Source organism: Pseudomonas sp. SC11, from assembly GCF_047039205.1.
Taxonomy (GTDB): Bacteria; Pseudomonadota; Gammaproteobacteria; order Pseudomonadales; family Pseudomonadaceae; genus Aquipseudomonas; species Aquipseudomonas boreofloridensis.
Genome location: NZ_CP178183.1, coordinates 2292721 through 2308494, shown reverse-complemented (window position 1 = coordinate 2308494; position 15774 = coordinate 2292721). Strand labels below are relative to the sequence as shown.

The following is a 15774-nucleotide window of genomic DNA, read 5'->3' as shown; positions in this document are numbered from 1 at the left end:
GTGCCATAAGAAAACCACTACAAAACGTTTGACAGGGTAATTTCGCCAGGGGCATGATGGCCCCGCTCCCGCTGATCAGGGGCCCTGAGAAGGGCCTTGCCGCGCGCTTTCGCTGCCTTCATCGAAAGGACATCCGCCCCCTGACTGCGCGCCCGGAGCATCAGCACACTTACCTTCAAGATCGATGCGACGAGGTTTATTTCCATGGCACTGACACGCGAACAGCAAATTGCAGCCCTCGAGAAAGACTGGGCCGAGAACCCGCGCTGGAAAGGCGTGACCCGTACCTATACCGCCGCCGATGTCGTTCGCCTGCGCGGCTCCCTGCAGCCGGAGCACACCCTGGCGCGCCAGGGTGCCGAAAAACTGTGGAAGCTGGTCACCCAAGGGGCCCACCCGTCCTTCCGCCCAGAAAAAGACTTCGTCAACTGCATGGGCGCCCTCACCGGCGGCCAGGCCGTGCAGCAGGTGAAAGCCGGCATCCAGGCCATCTACCTGTCGGGCTGGCAGGTTGCCGCCGACAACAACTCGGCCGAGTCGATGTACCCCGACCAGTCGCTGTACCCGGTTGACTCGGTGCCCACCGTGGTCAAGCGCATCAACAACTCGTTCCGCCGCGCCGACCAGATCCAGTGGAAAGCCGGCAAGAATCCAGGCGACGAAGGCTACATCGATTACTTCGCGCCGATCGTGGCTGATGCCGAAGCCGGTTTCGGCGGCGTGCTGAACGCCTACGAGCTGATGAAGAACATGATCGAGGCAGGCGCCGCCGGCGTTCACTTCGAAGACCAACTGGCCTCGGTGAAAAAATGCGGCCACATGGGTGGCAAGGTACTGGTACCTACCCAGGAAGCTGTTCAAAAGCTGGTGGCTGCGCGCCTGGCCGCGGACGTGTCGGGTGTGCCCACCATCATCCTGGCCCGCACAGACGCCAACGCCGCCGACCTGCTGACCAGCGACTGCGACCCGTACGACCAGCCTTTCGTCATTGGCGAACGTACCCGCGAAGGCTTCTACAAGGTGCGCGCCGGCCTCGACCAGGCCATCGCCCGCGGCCTGGCCTACGCGCCGTACGCCGACCTGATCTGGTGTGAAACCGCCAAGCCAGACCTGGACGAAGCACGCCGCTTCGCCGAAGCGATCAAGAAGGAATACCCGGACCAGATCCTGTCGTACAACTGCTCGCCTTCCTTCAACTGGAAGAAGAATCTGGACGACGCCACCATCGCCAAATTCCAGCGCGAGCTGTCGGCCATGGGCTACAAGCACCAGTTCATCACCCTGGCGGGTATTCACAACATGTGGCACGGCATGTTCAATCTGGCGCACGACTACGCCCGCAACGACATGACCGCCTATGTGAAGCTGCAAGAGCAGGAATTCGCCGACGCCAGCAAGGGCTACACCTTTGTGGCGCACCAGCAGGAAGTGGGCACCGGTTACTTCGATGACATGACTACTGTGATTCAGGGTGGCGCGTCGTCGGTGACTGCACTGACCGGCTCTACCGAGGAAGAGCAGTTCCACTGACTGTCAATGGCTCGATAGAAGCCCGGCGCTCGCAAAAGCGCCGGGCTTCGTCGTTTTTTCTGCCCGCGTCCTCTACAGCAGTCATCGGCAACACTGACAACTTTTCTCCTGGCACCAACTTTACCAAGCGAGCCCGCGCCTCTAGCCGGATGCCGAGGCAGAACTCAGAATCAGGTCTATGCTTGGGGCAGCACAGCCAGCAAGGACCGTCTTATGCCTCGTCCAAGCCAACGCGTTGATGCCCGCGCGACCGCCTGCTACCGCCTCTTCAACGAGGCTCTCCGAGCTCATCGCTCCCACGCATCACTCTCCTTTGCCGAAACATTGATCCAGGGCGGTACGCGCGCGGTCAGAAACTGCTAGAACGAGAGTTTTTCTCATTTGCAAGTGACATATTTGCGAAGGAGGTCAGTTGCACACCAGAACTGCGAATAAACAGCACCTCAGGCAAATGCTATTAATTATCATTATTGATATCGGGATTCATTACAGTGTCAGGGAAACATAATTAACGAAACGGGTCAGAATCCCCTAAAATCAAGGCCTTCAGCGATTTACGAAAGATTTTTGTTCTTAATCCTACGAATAATTTTGCGCTGGAAATTTTACTTGCTGTGGGTTTACCCATAAAATCAGCGCGATTGATTCAGCTGCGACATTTGGTCACTGCGTCCGCGACACCGCGTCGCCGCTCTACTTATTTCAGACTGCAGAGCTGGGTCTCTGTATAAGGATTTCAAGCATGTCCGATTCGGCAGGACTCATCGCCCACAACTGGGGCTTTGCCATCTTCCTTCTGGGTGTCGTCGGCCTGTGTGCCTTCATGCTCGGCCTGTCCAGCTTGCTTGGAAGCAAGGCTTGGGGCCGCGCCAAGAACGAACCCTTCGAATCCGGCATGCTGCCCGTCGGCAGCGCCCGCCTGCGCCTTTCCGCCAAATTCTATCTGGTCGCGATGCTGTTCGTGATCTTCGATATCGAAGCCCTCTTTCTCTTTGCATGGTCTGTGTCCGTCCGCGAAAGCGGCTGGACCGGATTCGTCGAAGCACTCGTTTTCATAGCAATTCTGTTGGCAGGTCTTGTCTACCTATGGCGCGTCGGAGCTCTTGACTGGGCACCCGAAAGTCGCCGCAAGCGGCAAGCGAAGCTGAAACAATGAGGCTTTGGCAATGCAATACAATCTCACCAGAATCGATCCGGATGCCCCCAACGAGCAATACCCGGTAGGCGATCGGGAAACCGTCACCGACCAACTGCTCGAAGACCAAGTCCACAAGAACATCTACATGGGGAAACTCGAAGATGTGCTGCGTGGCGCGGTCAACTGGGGTCGCAAGAATTCCCTGTGGCCGTACAACTTCGGCCTGTCCTGCTGCTACGTGGAAATGACCACGGCCTTCACGGCGCCCCACGACATCGCCCGCTTCGGCGCCGAAGTCATCCGGGCCTCGCCGCGTCAGGCCGACTTCATGGTCATCGCCGGTACCTGCTTCGTGAAGATGGCGCCGATCATCCAGCGCTTGTACGAGCAGATGCTCGAACCCAAGTGGGTCATCTCCATGGGCTCGTGCGCCAACTCCGGCGGCATGTATGACATCTACTCGGTCGTTCAGGGGGTCGACAAGTTCCTCCCCGTGGACGTCTACGTGCCTGGTTGCCCGCCACGCCCTGAGGCGTTCCTGCAGGGCTTGATGCTGCTGCAGGAGTCGATCGGCCAGGAACGACGCCCGCTTTCCTGGGTAGTGGGTGATCAAGGCATCTACCGTGCCGAGATGCCCGCCCAGAAAGACCTGCGTCGTGAGCAGCGCATTGCCGTCACCAACCTGCGCAGCCCCGACGAAGTCTGATCCAGCGACCTGCCGCCCGTTCCTCAAGGAGCCGGCGGCCTGGCTTCATTCTTAACGCTGACCCAAAGCGACCGAGACCATGACAGCGGACAACGCTATTTTCATTCCGCCCTACAAGGCAGACGACCAGGATGTGGTCGTCGAATTGCACAACCGTTTTGGCGCCGAAGCATTCGTCGCCCAGGAGACCCGCACCGGCATGCCCGTGCTGTGGGTCAAGCGCGCCCAGCTCAAAGAGGTGCTCAGCTTCCTGCGCGGTGTCGCCAAACCGTACAGCATGCTCTACGACCTGCACGGCGTCGACGAACGCCTGCGTACCCAGCGCCGCGGCTTGCCGGCGGCCGATTTCAGCGTGTTCTACCACCTGTTGTCGGTCGAGCGTAACAGCGACGTGATGATCAAAGTGTCGCTGAGCGAAGGTGACCTGAACCTGCCTTCGGTCACCAGCATCTGGCCCAACGCCAATTGGTACGAGCGCGAAGTGTGGGACATGTTCGGCATCGATTTCGCCGGCCACCCGCACCTGAGCCGCATCATGATGCCTCCCACCTGGGAAGGTCACCCGCTGCGCAAGGACTACCCTGCCCGCGCCACCGAATTCGACCCCTACAGCCTGACCCTGGCCAAGCAGCAGCTCGAAGAAGAGTCGGCACGCTTCAATCCAGAGGCCTGGGGCATGAAACGCCAGGGCGCCAACGAGGACTACATGTTCCTCAACCTCGGCCCCAACCACCCTTCGGCCCACGGTGCCTTCCGTATCGTCCTTCAATTGGACGGCGAAGAGATCGTCGACTGTGTGCCGGACATCGGTTACCACCACCGTGGTGCCGAGAAAATGGCCGAGCGCCAGTCCTGGCACAGCTTCATCCCCTATACCGACCGCATCGACTACCTCGGCGGGGTGATGAACAACCTGCCGTACGTGCTCGCGGTGGAGAAGCTGGCCGGCATCCAGGTGCCGCAGAAGGTCGACGTGATCCGCATCATGCTCGCCGAGTTCTTCCGCATCACCAGCCACCTGCTGTTCCTGGGTACCTACATCCAGGACGTCGGCGCCATGACTCCGGTGTTCTTCACCTTCACCGACCGCCAGCGCGCCTACACCGTGATCGAAGCGATCACCGGTTTCCGCCTGCACCCGGCCTGGTACCGCATCGGTGGCGTCGCCCACGACCTGCCGCGCGGCTGGGACAAGCTGGTGAAGGACTTCGTCGAATGGCTGCCCAAGCGCCTGGACGAGTACACCAAGGCGGCCCTGCAGAACAGCATCCTCAAAGGCCGTACCATCGGCGTCGCCGCCTACAACACCAAAGAGGCCCTGGAATGGGGCACCACCGGTGCCGGCCTGCGTGCCACCGGTTGCGACTTCGACCTGCGCAAAGCCCGCCCCTACTCCGGCTACGAGAACTTCGAGTTCGAAGTGCCGCTGGCCCACAATGGCGATGCCTACGATCGCTGCATGGTCCGTGTCGAGGAAATGCGCCAGAGCATCCGCATCATCGACCAGTGCCTGCGCAACATGCCGGAAGGCCCGTACAAGGCGGACCACCCGCTGACCACGCCGCCGCCCAAAGAGCGCACCCTGCAGCACATCGAAACCCTGATCACCCACTTCCTGCAAGTCTCGTGGGGCCCGGTGATGCCGGCCAACGAGTCGTTCCAGATGATCGAGGCGACCAAGGGCATCAACAGTTACTACCTGACGAGCGATGGCGGCACCATGAGCTACCGCACCCGCATCCGTACGCCGAGCTACCCGCACCTGCAGCAGATCCCTTCGGTAATCAAGGGCAGCATGGTCGCCGACCTCATTGCGTACCTGGGCAGTATCGACTTCGTTATGGCTGACGTGGACCGCTAAGCATGAACAGCACGCTGATCCAAACCGACCGTTTCGCCCTGAGCGAAACCGAGCGCTCGGCCATCGAGCACGAGATGCACCACTACGAAGACCCGCGCGCGGCGTCCATCGAAGCCCTGAAGATCGTGCAGAAGGCACGCGGCTGGGTGCCGGACGGCGCCATCTACGCCATCGGCGAGGTGCTGGGCATCCCGGCCAGCGATGTCGAAGGCGTCGCCACCTTCTATAGCCAGATCTTCCGTCAACCGGTCGGTCGCCACATCATCCGCGTCTGCGACAGCATGGTCTGCTACATCGGCGGCCATGAATCGGTGGTCAGCCAGATCCAGAGCGAGCTGGGCATCGGCCTCGGCCAAACCACTGCCGACGGACGTTTCACCCTGCTGCCAGTGTGCTGCCTGGGCAACTGCGACAAGGCCCCGGCGCTGATGATCGACGACGACACCTTCGGCGATGTGCAGCCGGCTGGCGTTTCCAAACTGCTGGAGGGCTACGCATGACCATCACTTCCTTCGGCCCGGCCAACCGCATCGCGCGTGCGGCCGAAACCCATCCGCTGACCTGGCGCCTGCGTGAAGACGGCGAGCCGATCTGGCTCGACGAGTACCAGGCCAAGAACGGCTATGCCGCCGCCCGCAAGGCACTGGCCGAGATGTCCGCCGACGACATCGTACAGAGCGTCAAGGACTCCGGCCTCAAGGGCCGCGGCGGCGCCGGCTTCCCTACCGGGGTGAAGTGGGGCCTGATGCCCAAAGACGAATCCATGAACATCCGCTACCTGCTGTGCAACGCGGACGAAATGGAGCCCAACACTTGGAAGGACCGCATGCTGATGGAGCAACAGCCCCATCTGCTGGTCGAGGGCATGCTGATCAGCGCCCGCGCCCTGAAGGCTTATCGCGGCTACATCTTCCTGCGTGGCGAATACACCACCGCCGCCAACAACCTCAACCGCGCCATTGCCGAAGCCAAGGCCGCCGGCCTGCTGGGCAAGAACATCCTGGGCAGCGGCTTCGACTTCGAGCTGTTCGTGCACACCGGTGCCGGTCGCTACATCTGCGGTGAAGAAACCGCGCTGATCAACTCGCTCGAAGGCCGCCGCGCCAACCCGCGCTCCAAGCCGCCCTTCCCCGCCGCCGTCGGCGTGTGGGGCAAGCCGACCTGCGTGAACAACGTCGAGACCCTGTGCAACGTGCCCGCCATCGTTGCCAACGGCAACGACTGGTACAAGTCGCTGGCCCGCGAAGGCAGCGAGGATCACGGCACCAAGCTGATGGGCTTCTCCGGCAAAGTGAAGAACCCGGGCCTGTGGGAGCTGCCGTTCGGCGTCACCGCTCGCGAGCTGTTCGAGGACTACGCCGGTGGCATGCGCGACGGCTTCAAGCTCAAGTGCTGGCAGCCTGGTGGCGCCGGTACTGGCTTCCTGCTCCCTGAGCACCTCGATGCGCAGATGTACGCAGGCGGCATCGCCAAGGTCGGCACCCGCATGGGTACGGGCCTGGCCATGGCCGTGGACGACAGCGTCAACATGGTCTCGCTGCTGCGCAACATGGAAGAGTTCTTCGCCCGCGAGTCGTGCGGCTGGTGCACCCCATGCCGTGATGGCCTGCCATGGAGCGTGAAGATGCTGCGCGCCCTGGAAAAAGGCCAGGGCCGCGCCGAAGACATCGAGACCCTGCTGGGTCTGGTCAACTTCCTCGGCCCTGGCCGCACCTTCTGTGCTCACGCACCGGGTGCCGTCGAGCCCTTGGGCAGTGCCATCAAATACTTCCGGTCCGAGTTCGAGGCCGGTGTCGCGCCAGCAAGCGCTGCCGACACCCTGCGCCCGAACCTGGCCCAGCCGATTACGGTTGGCGCATAACGAGATGAAACGCGGGTGGTCCGTGCCACCCGCCGGCCTTGCAGGCGCGCGCAGGTATGACGCGAGCCGCAGGCGCACAGATTTCCATTAGCCACGCCCGCTCACGCGGGCCAACGAAGAACTTTGAACAATGGCCACTATCCACGTAGACGGCAAAGCGCTCGAAGTCAACGGTGCAGACAACCTGTTACAGGCCTGTCTGTCGCTCGGCCTCGACATCCCTTATTTCTGCTGGCACCCAGCACTCGGTAGCGTTGGTGCTTGCCGGCAATGCGCGGTCAAGCAGTACACCGACGAGAACGACACCCGTGGTCGTATCGTCATGTCCTGCATGACCCCCGCCTCCGACGGCACCTGGATCTCTATCGAGGATGAAGAATCCAAGGCGTTTCGCGCCAGCGTCGTCGAATGGCTGATGACCAACCACCCGCACGACTGCCCGGTGTGCGAGGAAGGCGGTCACTGCCACCTGCAGGACATGACGGTCATGACCGGCCACAACGAGCGCCGCTACCGCTTCACCAAGCGCACTCACCAAAACCAGGACCTCGGCCCGTTCATTGCCCATGAGATGAACCGCTGCATCGCCTGTTATCGCTGCGTGCGCTACTACAAGGACTATGCCGGTGGTACCGACCTGGGCGTGTACGGCGCTCACGACAACGTGTACTTCGGCCGCGTCGAAGACGGCGTGCTGGAAAGCGAGTTCTCCGGCAACCTGACCGAGGTCTGCCCGACTGGCGTATTCACCGACAAGACCCACTCCGAGCGTTACAACCGCAAGTGGGACATGCAATTCGCCCCGAGCATCTGCCACGGCTGCTCCAGCGGCTGCAACATCAGCCCCGGCGAGCGCTACGGCGAACTGCGTCGGATCGAGAACCGCTTCAACGGCTCGGTCAACCAGTACTTCCTGTGCGACCGCGGCCGCTTCGGCTACGGCTACGTCAACCGCAGCGACCGCCCGCGCCAGCCGCTGCTGGCCGATGGCACCAAGCTTTCGCTGGACGCTGCCTTGGACAAGGCCGCCGACCTGCTGCGCGGTCGTACCATCGTCGGCATCGGCTCGCCTCGCGCCAGCCTGGAGAGCAACTACGGCCTGCGTGAACTGGTCGGTGCCGAGTACTTCTATTCGGGTATGGAAGCCGGCGAGTTGGCCCGCGTGCGCCTGGTGCTCGACGTGCTGAACAACAGCCCGTTGCCGGTGCCGACCCTGCGCGAGATCGAAGACCACGACGCCGTGTTCGTACTCGGCGAAGACCTGACCCAGACCGCCGCCCGCGTCGCCCTGGCCGTGCGCCAGGCCACCAAGGGCAAGGCCGAGGCCATGGCCGAGGGTATGAAAGTGCAACCCTGGCTCGACGCCGCCGTGAAGAACATCGGTCAGCACGCGCTGTATCCGCTGTTCATCGCCTCGCTGGCCGAGACCAAGCTTGATGACGTCGCCGAGGAATGCGTTCACGCTGCGCCCGCCGACCTCGCCCGCCTGGGCTTTGCCGTGGCCCACGCCATCGACCCGAGCGCCCCGGCCGTCGCGGGTCTGGACGCCGACGCGCAAGCCCTCGCTCAACGCATCGCCGACGCCCTGATCGCCGCCCAGCGCCCGCTGGTCATTGCCGGTACTTCACTGGCCGACCCAGCGCTGGTCGAAGCGGCCGCCAACATCGCCAAGGCCCTGAAGCTGCGCGAGAAGGACGGTTCGCTGAGCCTGGTCGTGCCTGAAGCCAACAGCCTCGGCATGGCGATGATGGGTGGCGACGCCGTCGACGCCGCGCTGGACGCCGTGATCAGCGGCAAGGCCGACGCCATCGTGGTCCTGGAAAACGACCTGTACGCCCGGGTTCCGGCCGCCAAGGTCGACGCAGCCCTGGCTGCCGCCAAAGTGGTGATCGTCGCCGATCACTCCAAGACGCCCACCACCGACCGTGCTCACCTGGTACTGCCAGCCGCGTCCTTCGCCGAGGGCGACGGCACCCTGGTGAGTCAGGAAGGCCGTGCACAGCGCTTCTTCCAGGTGTTCGATCCGCAATACCTGGACAGCAGCATCCTGGTGCATGAAGGCTGGCGCTGGATGCACGCCCTGCGTGCCACCCTGCTCGACACGCCGGTGGACTGGACTCAACTGGACCATGTCACCAGCGCTTGCGCCGCCGCCGCGCCGCAGTTGGCTGGCATCGTCGATGCCGCACCGAGCGCTGCTTTCCGCATCAAGGGCATGAAGCTGGCCCGCGAACCGCTGCGCTACTCCGGTCGCACGGCCATGCGCGCCAACATCAGCGTGCACGAGCCACGTACCCCGCAAGACAAGGACACCGCCTTCGCCTTCTCCATGGAAGGCTACTCGGGCTCGGCCGAACCGCGTCAGCAAGTGCCGTTCGCCTGGTCGCCAGGCTGGAACTCGCCACAGGCGTGGAACAAGTTCCAGGACGAAGTCGGCGGTCACCTGCGTGCCGGTGATCCGGGCGTGCGCCTGATCGAGTCGCAAGGCGATCGTCTGAGCTGGTTCGAGGCCATCCCAGGCGCGTTCAATCCCGCTCGCGGCACTTGGACGGCGGTACCGTTCTTCCACCTGTTCGGCAGCGAGGAGAACTCTTCGCGCGCCACACCTGTACAGGAGCGCATTCCTGCGGCCTACGTCGCGCTGGCCAAGTCCGAAGCCGACCGCCTGGGCGTCAATGAAGGCGCATTGCTGAGCCTGGACGTGGCCGGCGTCTCACTGCGCCTGCCACTGCGCATCAATGAAGCACTGGGCGCAGGCCTGGTGGCGCTGCCGAAAGGCCTGGCCGGCATTCCCCCGGCCATCTTCGGTGCACCCGTCGAAGGTCTGCAGGAGGCAGCACAATGAGCTGGTTCACCCCCGAAGTGATCGATGCGATCCTCGCCGTCCTGCGCGCCATCGTGGTGCTGCTGGCGGTGGTGGTCTGCGGTGCACTGCTCAGCTTCGTCGAGCGTCGCCTGCTGGGCTGGTGGCAGGACCGCTACGGTCCGAACCGTGTCGGCCCGTTCGGCATGTTCCAGATTGCCGCCGACATGCTGAAGATGTTCTTCAAGGAAGACTGGAACCCACCCTTCGTCGACCGCGTGATCTTCACCCTGGCCCCGGTGGTGGCGATGAGCGCCCTGCTGATCGCCTTCGTGGTGATCCCGATCACCCCGACCTGGGGCGTGGCGGACCTGAACATCGGCCTGCTGTTCTTCTTCGCCATGGCCGGTTTGTCGGTGTATGCCGTGCTGTTCGCCGGCTGGTCGTCGAACAACAAGTATGCCCTGCTGGGTAGCTTGCGCGCCTCGGCACAAACCGTGTCGTACGAGGTGTTCCTGGGCCTGGCGCTGATGGGCGTGGTGGTGCAGGTGGGCTCGTTCAACATGCGCGATATCGTCGAGTACCAGGCACAGAACCTGTGGTTCATCATTCCGCAGTTCTTCGGCTTCTGCACCTTCTTCATCGCTGGCGTCGCCGTGACTCACCGTCACCCATTCGACCAGCCCGAAGCGGAACAGGAACTGGCCGACGGCTACCACATCGAGTATGCCGGCATGAAGTGGGGCATGTTCTTCGTCGGTGAGTACATCGGCATCATCCTCATCTCGGCGCTGCTGGTGACCTTGTTCTTCGGCGGCTGGCACGGTCCGTTCGGCATCCTGCCGCAACTGTCGTTCCTGTGGTTCGCCCTGAAGACCGGCTTCTTCATCATGCTGTTCATCCTGCTGCGCGCCTCGATCCCGCGCCCACGCTATGACCAGGTGATGGACTTCAGCTGGAAGTTCTGCCTGCCGCTGACCCTGATCAATTTGCTGGTGACCGCTGCGATCGTGCTCTACAACACGCCAGCCGTCGCGGCCCAGTGAGGATTTGACCCATGTTCAAGTATATCGGCGACATCGTTAAGGGCACCGGCACTCAGCTGCGCAGCCTGGCCATGGTGTTCTCCCACGGGTTCCGCAAGCGCGACACCCTGCAGTACCCCGAAGAACCTGTGTACCTGCCGCCGCGTTACCGCGGCCGCATCGTCCTGACCCGCGACCCCGATGGCGAGGAACGCTGCGTGGCGTGCAACCTGTGCGCCGTGGCTTGCCCAGTCGGTTGCATTTCGCTGCAGAAGGCCGAGACCGAGGACGGACGCTGGTACCCGGAGTTCTTCCGCATCAACTTCTCGCGCTGCATCTTCTGCGGCTTGTGTGAAGAAGCGTGCCCGACCACCGCGATCCAGCTCACTCCGGATTTCGAAATGGCCGAGTTCAAGCGTCAGGACCTGGTGTACGAGAAAGAAGATCTGCTGATCTCCGGCCCCGGCAAGAACCCTGACTACAACTTCTACCGTGTTGCGGGCATGGCGATCGCCGGCAAGCCGAAAGGCGCCGCGCAGAACGAAGCCGAGCCGATCAACGTGAAGAGCTTGCTCCCATAAGGACAGAAAGATGGAATTCGCTTTCTACTTCGCATCCGGGATCGCCGTGGTTTCCACCCTTCGGGTGGTGACTGGGACCAACCCCGTGCACGCCTTGCTGTACCTGATCATTTCGCTGATCTCTGTAGCCATGATCTTCTTCGCCCTCGGCGCGCCATTCGCCGGCGCCTTGGAAGTGATCGCCTACGCCGGCGCCATCATGGTGCTGTTCGTCTTCGTGGTGATGATGCTCAATCTGGGACCGGCCTCGGTCGCCCAGGAACGCGGCTGGCTCAAGCCCGGCATCTGGGCGGGGCCGGTGATTCTCGCCGCACTGCTGTTGCTGGAACTGCTCTACGTGCTGTTCGTGGCACCTAGCGGCGCCGCCATCAGCGGCACCACCATCACCCCGAAAGAGGTCGGCATCAGCCTGTTCGGCCCCTACCTGCTGGTGGTCGAACTGGCCTCGATGCTGCTGCTGGCTGCGGCCGTCACCGCCTTCCACCTGGGCCGCAACGAGGCGAAGGAGTAAATCATGGGTGCTATCCCTCTCGAACACGGTCTGGCGGTTGCCGGCATCCTGTTCTGCTTAGGTCTGGTCGGGCTGATGGTCCGGCGCAACATCCTCTTCGTGCTCATGAGTCTGGAAGTCATGATGAACGCCTCTGCCCTGGCGTTCATCGTCGCCGGTGCCCGCTGGGTCCAACCCGACGGTCAGGTGATGTTCATTCTGGTGATCAGCCTGGCAGCCGCCGAGGCCAGCATTGGCCTGGCGATCCTGCTGCAACTGTATCGCCGCTTCCACACTCTCGACATCGATGCTGCCAGTGAGATGCGCGGATGAATCTTCTCTTCCTGACTTTCGTCTTCCCCTTGATCGGCTTCCTGCTGCTGTCGTTCTCGCGCGGGCGGTTCTCGGAGAACCTGTCGGCCCTGATCGGTGTCGGCTCGGTTGGCCTCTCGGCCGCCACCGCCGCCTACGTGATCTGGCAGTTCAACGTCGCCCCGCCCGCCGGTGGCGCGTACAGCCAGTTGCTCTGGCAGTGGATGTCGGTGGACGGCTTCGCGCCGAACTTCACCCTGTACCTGGATGGCCTGTCGGTCACCATGCTGGGCGTGGTCACCGGCGTGGGCTTCCTGATCCACCTGTTCGCCTCCTGGTACATGCGCGGCGAAGCCGGTTACTCGCGCTTCTTCTCGTATACCAACCTGTTCATCGCCAGCATGCTGTTCCTGATCCTGGGCGATAACCTGCTGTTCATCTACTTCGGCTGGGAAGGCGTGGGCCTGTGCTCGTACCTGTTGATCGGCTTCTACTACAGCAACCGCAACAACGGCAACGCTGCTCTCAAGGCCTTCATCGTCACCCGTATCGGCGACGTGTTCATGGCCATCGGCCTGTTCATCCTGTTCGCCCAACTGGGCACGCTGAACGTTCAGGAACTGCTGGTACTGGCGCCGCAGAAATTCCAGGCTGGCGACACCTGGATGGTCCTGGCCACCCTGATGCTGCTCGGGGGTGCGGTCGGTAAGTCGGCGCAGTTGCCGCTGCAGACCTGGCTGGCCGACGCCATGGCCGGTCCCACCCCTGTATCGGCACTGATCCACGCGGCGACCATGGTCACCGCAGGCGTCTACCTGATCGCCCGTACCCACGGTCTGTTCACCCTGGCCCCGGACGTGCTGCACCTGGTCGGCGTGGTGGGGGGTGTCACCTTGGTGCTGGCCGGCTTCGCGGCACTGGTGCAGACCGACATCAAGCGTATCCTCGCCTACTCCACCATGAGCCAGATTGGCTACATGTTCCTCGCACTGGGCGTAGGAGCCTGGGATGCGGCCATCTTCCACCTGATGACCCACGCCTTCTTCAAGGCCCTGCTGTTCCTCGCTTCCGGCGCGGTGATCGTGGCCTGCCACCATGAGCAGAACATCTTCAAGATGGGTGGGCTGTGGAAGAAACTGCCGCTGGCCTACGCCAGCTTCGTGGTCGGGGGCGCGGCACTGTCGGCCCTGCCGATCCTGACCGTGGGCTTCTACTCCAAGGACGAGATCCTCTGGGAAGCGTTCGCCAGTGGCAACACCAACCTGCTCTACGCAGGCCTGGTGGGCGCCTTCATGACCTCGCTGTACACCTTCCGCCTGATCTTCATCGCCTTCCACGGCGAGGCCAAGACCGAAGCCCACGCCGGCCACGGCATCAGCCACTGGCTGCCACTGGGCGTGCTGATCGTGCTGTCGACCTTCGTCGGTGCCTGGATCCATCCGCCGCTGGCCGGCGTGCTGCCGGAAAGCGCCGGTCACGCCGGTGGCGCAGCCAAGCACTCGTTGGAAATCGCCTCGGGCGCCATCGCCTTGGCGGGCATCCTGCTGGCCGCCGTGCTGTTCCTGGGCAAGCGTCGTCTGGTCACCGCCATCGCCCACAGCAGCATCGGTCGCGTACTGTCGGCCTGGTGGTTCGCGGCCTGGGGCTTCGACTGGATCTACGACAAGCTGTTCGTCAAACCTTACCTGCTGATCAGCCACCTTCTGCGCAAGGATCCGGTTGACCGTGGTATTGGCCTGATTCCTCGCATGGCTCGCGGTGGCCACGTCGCCATGAGCAAGACCGAGACCGGTCAGCTGCGCTGGTACACCGCCTCCATCGCCGTAGGTGCCGTCTTGGTACTCGGCGCCGTGATTGTGGCTGCGGTATGACCGTGAATATTGCGAACCTCGCGAACCTTGCGACTCTGCGAAAGGAAACGAACCCGTCATGATTCTGCCTTGGCTGATCCTGATCCCCTTCATCGGCGGCTTCCTGTGCTGGCTGGGTGAGCGCTTCGGCGCCACCCTGCCGCGCTGGATCGCGCTGCTGACCATGTCCCTGCTGCTCGGCATCGGCCTATGGCTGTGGGGCACCGGCAACTACACCCTGGCCCCCGCTCCGGGCGCCGAGCCCGCCTGGGCGCTGGAATACAAGGTCCAGTGGATCCAGCGCTTCGGCATCAGCATCCACCTGGCCCTGGATGGCCTGTCGCTGCTGATGATCCTGCTCACCGGCCTGCTCGGCGTGCTGTCGGTGCTGTGTTCCTGGAAAGAGATCCAGCGCCACGTCGGCTTCTTCCACCTCAACCTGATGTGGATCCTCGGTGGCGTGGTCGGTGTATTCCTGGCCCTGGACCTGTTCCTGTTCTTCTTCTTCTGGGAAATGATGCTGGTGCCGATGTACTTCCTCATCGCGCTCTGGGGTCACAGCTCGGCCGATGGCAAGAAGACCCGGATCTACGCCGCCACCAAGTTCTTCATCTTCACCCAGGCCAGTGGCCTGATCATGCTGGTGGCGATTCTTGGCCTGGTGCTGGTCAACTACAACACCACCGGCGTGATCACCTTCAACTACAGCGACCTGCTCAAGGCGCAGTTGCCGCCGGGTGTCGAGTACCTGCTGATGCTCGGCTTCTTCATCGCCTTCGCGGTCAAACTGCCGGTGGTGCCGTTCCACTCCTGGCTGCCTGACGCTCACGCCCAGGCGCCGACCGCCGGCTCCGTGGACCTGGCCGGTATCCTGTTGAAGACTGCCGCCTACGGCCTGCTGCGTTTCGCCCTGCCGTTGTTCCCCAATGCTTCGGCCGAGTTCGCGCCCATCGCCATGACCCTGGGTCTGATCGGCATCTTCTACGGCGCCTTCCTGGCCTTCGCGCAGACCGACATCAAGCGCCTGATCGCCTTCTCCAGCGTCTCGCACATGGGCTTCGTGCTGATCGGCATCTACTCCGGCAGCCAGCAGGCCCTGCAAGGCGCGGTGATCCAGATGCTCGCCCACGGTTTGTCGGCCGCCGCGCTGTTCATCCTGTCCGGTCAGTTGTACGAGCGCCTGCATACCCGTGACATGCGCCAGATGGGTGGCCTGTGGCACCGCATCGCCTACCTGCCGGCCATCAGCCTGTTCTTCGCCGCCGCGTCGCTGGGCTTGCCAGGCACCGGTAACTTCGTCGGCGAGTTCCTGATCCTGATCGGCAGCTTCGCCCACGTGCCATGGATCACCGTGATCGCCACCACTGGCCTGGTGTTTGGTTCGGTCTACTCGCTGATCATGATCCACCGCGCCTATTTCGGTCCGAGCAAGGCTGACACCGTCTTGGCCGGCATGGACACTCGCGAGCTGATCATGGTGCTGGGTCTGGCGGCACTGCTGGTCCTGCTGGGCGTGTATCCGCAGCCGTTCCTCGACACCTCTGCCGCCACCATGAGCGGTGTGCAGCAGTGGCTCGGTTCCGCTTTCACTCAACTCGCTTCGGCCCGGTAAGAGCG

General features: G+C 62.9%; 13 protein-coding genes. All 13 read left to right on the top strand.

The genetic code is table 11. The features are described from left to right. The first annotated feature begins 204 nt into the window (after positions 1 to 204). The 13 genes from aceA to nuoM all read left to right on the top strand — a co-directional run bounded on the left by aceA (position 205) and on the right by nuoM (position 15769). Positions 205 to 1530 carry an isocitrate lyase gene (gene aceA, locus ACK2SD_RS10665; RefSeq protein ID WP_176512818.1) on the top strand — a complete coding sequence of 442 codons (1326 nt, stop codon included), beginning with the start codon at positions 205 to 207 and terminating at the stop codon, positions 1528 to 1530. Between the two features lie 742 nt (positions 1531 to 2272). After that, the gene (locus tag ACK2SD_RS10660) at positions 2273 to 2686 is read left to right on the top strand and encodes an NADH-quinone oxidoreductase subunit A (RefSeq protein ID WP_029614112.1); all 414 of its coding nucleotides are present in this window, start codon (positions 2273 to 2275) and stop codon (positions 2684 to 2686) included. A 10-nt stretch (positions 2687 to 2696) separates the two neighbouring features. Beyond that, on the top strand, positions 2697 to 3374 hold the full coding sequence (locus tag ACK2SD_RS10655) for a NuoB/complex I 20 kDa subunit family protein (RefSeq protein WP_029614113.1): 678 nt from the start codon (positions 2697 to 2699) through the stop codon (positions 3372 to 3374). Between the two features lie 79 nt (positions 3375 to 3453). Next, on the top strand, positions 3454 to 5235 hold the full coding sequence (gene nuoC / locus ACK2SD_RS10650; protein ID WP_412462081.1) for an NADH-quinone oxidoreductase subunit C/D: 1782 nt from the start codon (positions 3454 to 3456) through the stop codon (positions 5233 to 5235). A 2-nt stretch (positions 5236 to 5237) separates the two neighbouring features. Beyond that, the gene (nuoE, locus tag ACK2SD_RS10645; RefSeq protein ID WP_029614115.1) at positions 5238 to 5735 is read left to right on the top strand and encodes an NADH-quinone oxidoreductase subunit NuoE; all 498 of its coding nucleotides are present in this window, start codon (positions 5238 to 5240) and stop codon (positions 5733 to 5735) included. Further along, positions 5732 to 7096 (top strand): NADH-quinone oxidoreductase subunit NuoF, encoded by a 1365-nt coding sequence (gene nuoF, locus ACK2SD_RS10640; protein WP_295481787.1) that lies wholly within the window; start codon positions 5732 to 5734, stop codon positions 7094 to 7096. Before nuoE ends, nuoF begins: the two co-directional genes overlap by 4 nt. A gap of 130 nt (positions 7097 to 7226) precedes the next feature. Further along, complete coding sequence (nuoG, locus tag ACK2SD_RS10635; RefSeq protein ID WP_412462080.1) at positions 7227 to 9941, top strand: NADH-quinone oxidoreductase subunit NuoG; 2715 nt, start codon at positions 7227 to 7229, stop codon at positions 9939 to 9941. Next, positions 9938 to 10945, top strand: a complete 1008-nt coding sequence (gene nuoH, locus ACK2SD_RS10630) for an NADH-quinone oxidoreductase subunit NuoH (RefSeq protein WP_029614116.1) — start codon at positions 9938 to 9940, stop codon at positions 10943 to 10945. Before nuoG ends, nuoH begins: the two co-directional genes overlap by 4 nt. 11 nt (positions 10946 to 10956) lie before the next feature. Then, a complete protein-coding gene (gene nuoI, locus ACK2SD_RS10625) occupies positions 10957 to 11505 on the top strand; it encodes an NADH-quinone oxidoreductase subunit NuoI (RefSeq protein WP_016488223.1) in 549 nt (182 codons plus the stop codon). Positions 11506 to 11515: 10 nt separating this feature from the next. Further along, positions 11516 to 12016, top strand: a complete 501-nt coding sequence (nuoJ, locus tag ACK2SD_RS10620; protein WP_039578378.1) for an NADH-quinone oxidoreductase subunit J — start codon at positions 11516 to 11518, stop codon at positions 12014 to 12016. A 3-nt stretch (positions 12017 to 12019) separates the two neighbouring features. Beyond that, on the top strand, positions 12020 to 12328 hold the full coding sequence (nuoK, locus tag ACK2SD_RS10615) for an NADH-quinone oxidoreductase subunit NuoK (RefSeq protein ID WP_008096201.1): 309 nt from the start codon (positions 12020 to 12022) through the stop codon (positions 12326 to 12328). Further along, positions 12325 to 14178, top strand: a complete 1854-nt coding sequence (gene nuoL, locus ACK2SD_RS10610; RefSeq protein ID WP_039578386.1) for an NADH-quinone oxidoreductase subunit L — start codon at positions 12325 to 12327, stop codon at positions 14176 to 14178. Before nuoK ends, nuoL begins: the two co-directional genes overlap by 4 nt. Positions 14179 to 14236: 58 nt before the next feature. Next, positions 14237 to 15769 carry an NADH-quinone oxidoreductase subunit M gene (nuoM, locus tag ACK2SD_RS10605; RefSeq protein WP_029614118.1) on the top strand — a complete coding sequence of 511 codons (1533 nt, stop codon included), beginning with the start codon at positions 14237 to 14239 and terminating at the stop codon, positions 15767 to 15769. The last annotated feature ends 5 nt before the right edge of the window (positions 15770 to 15774 follow it).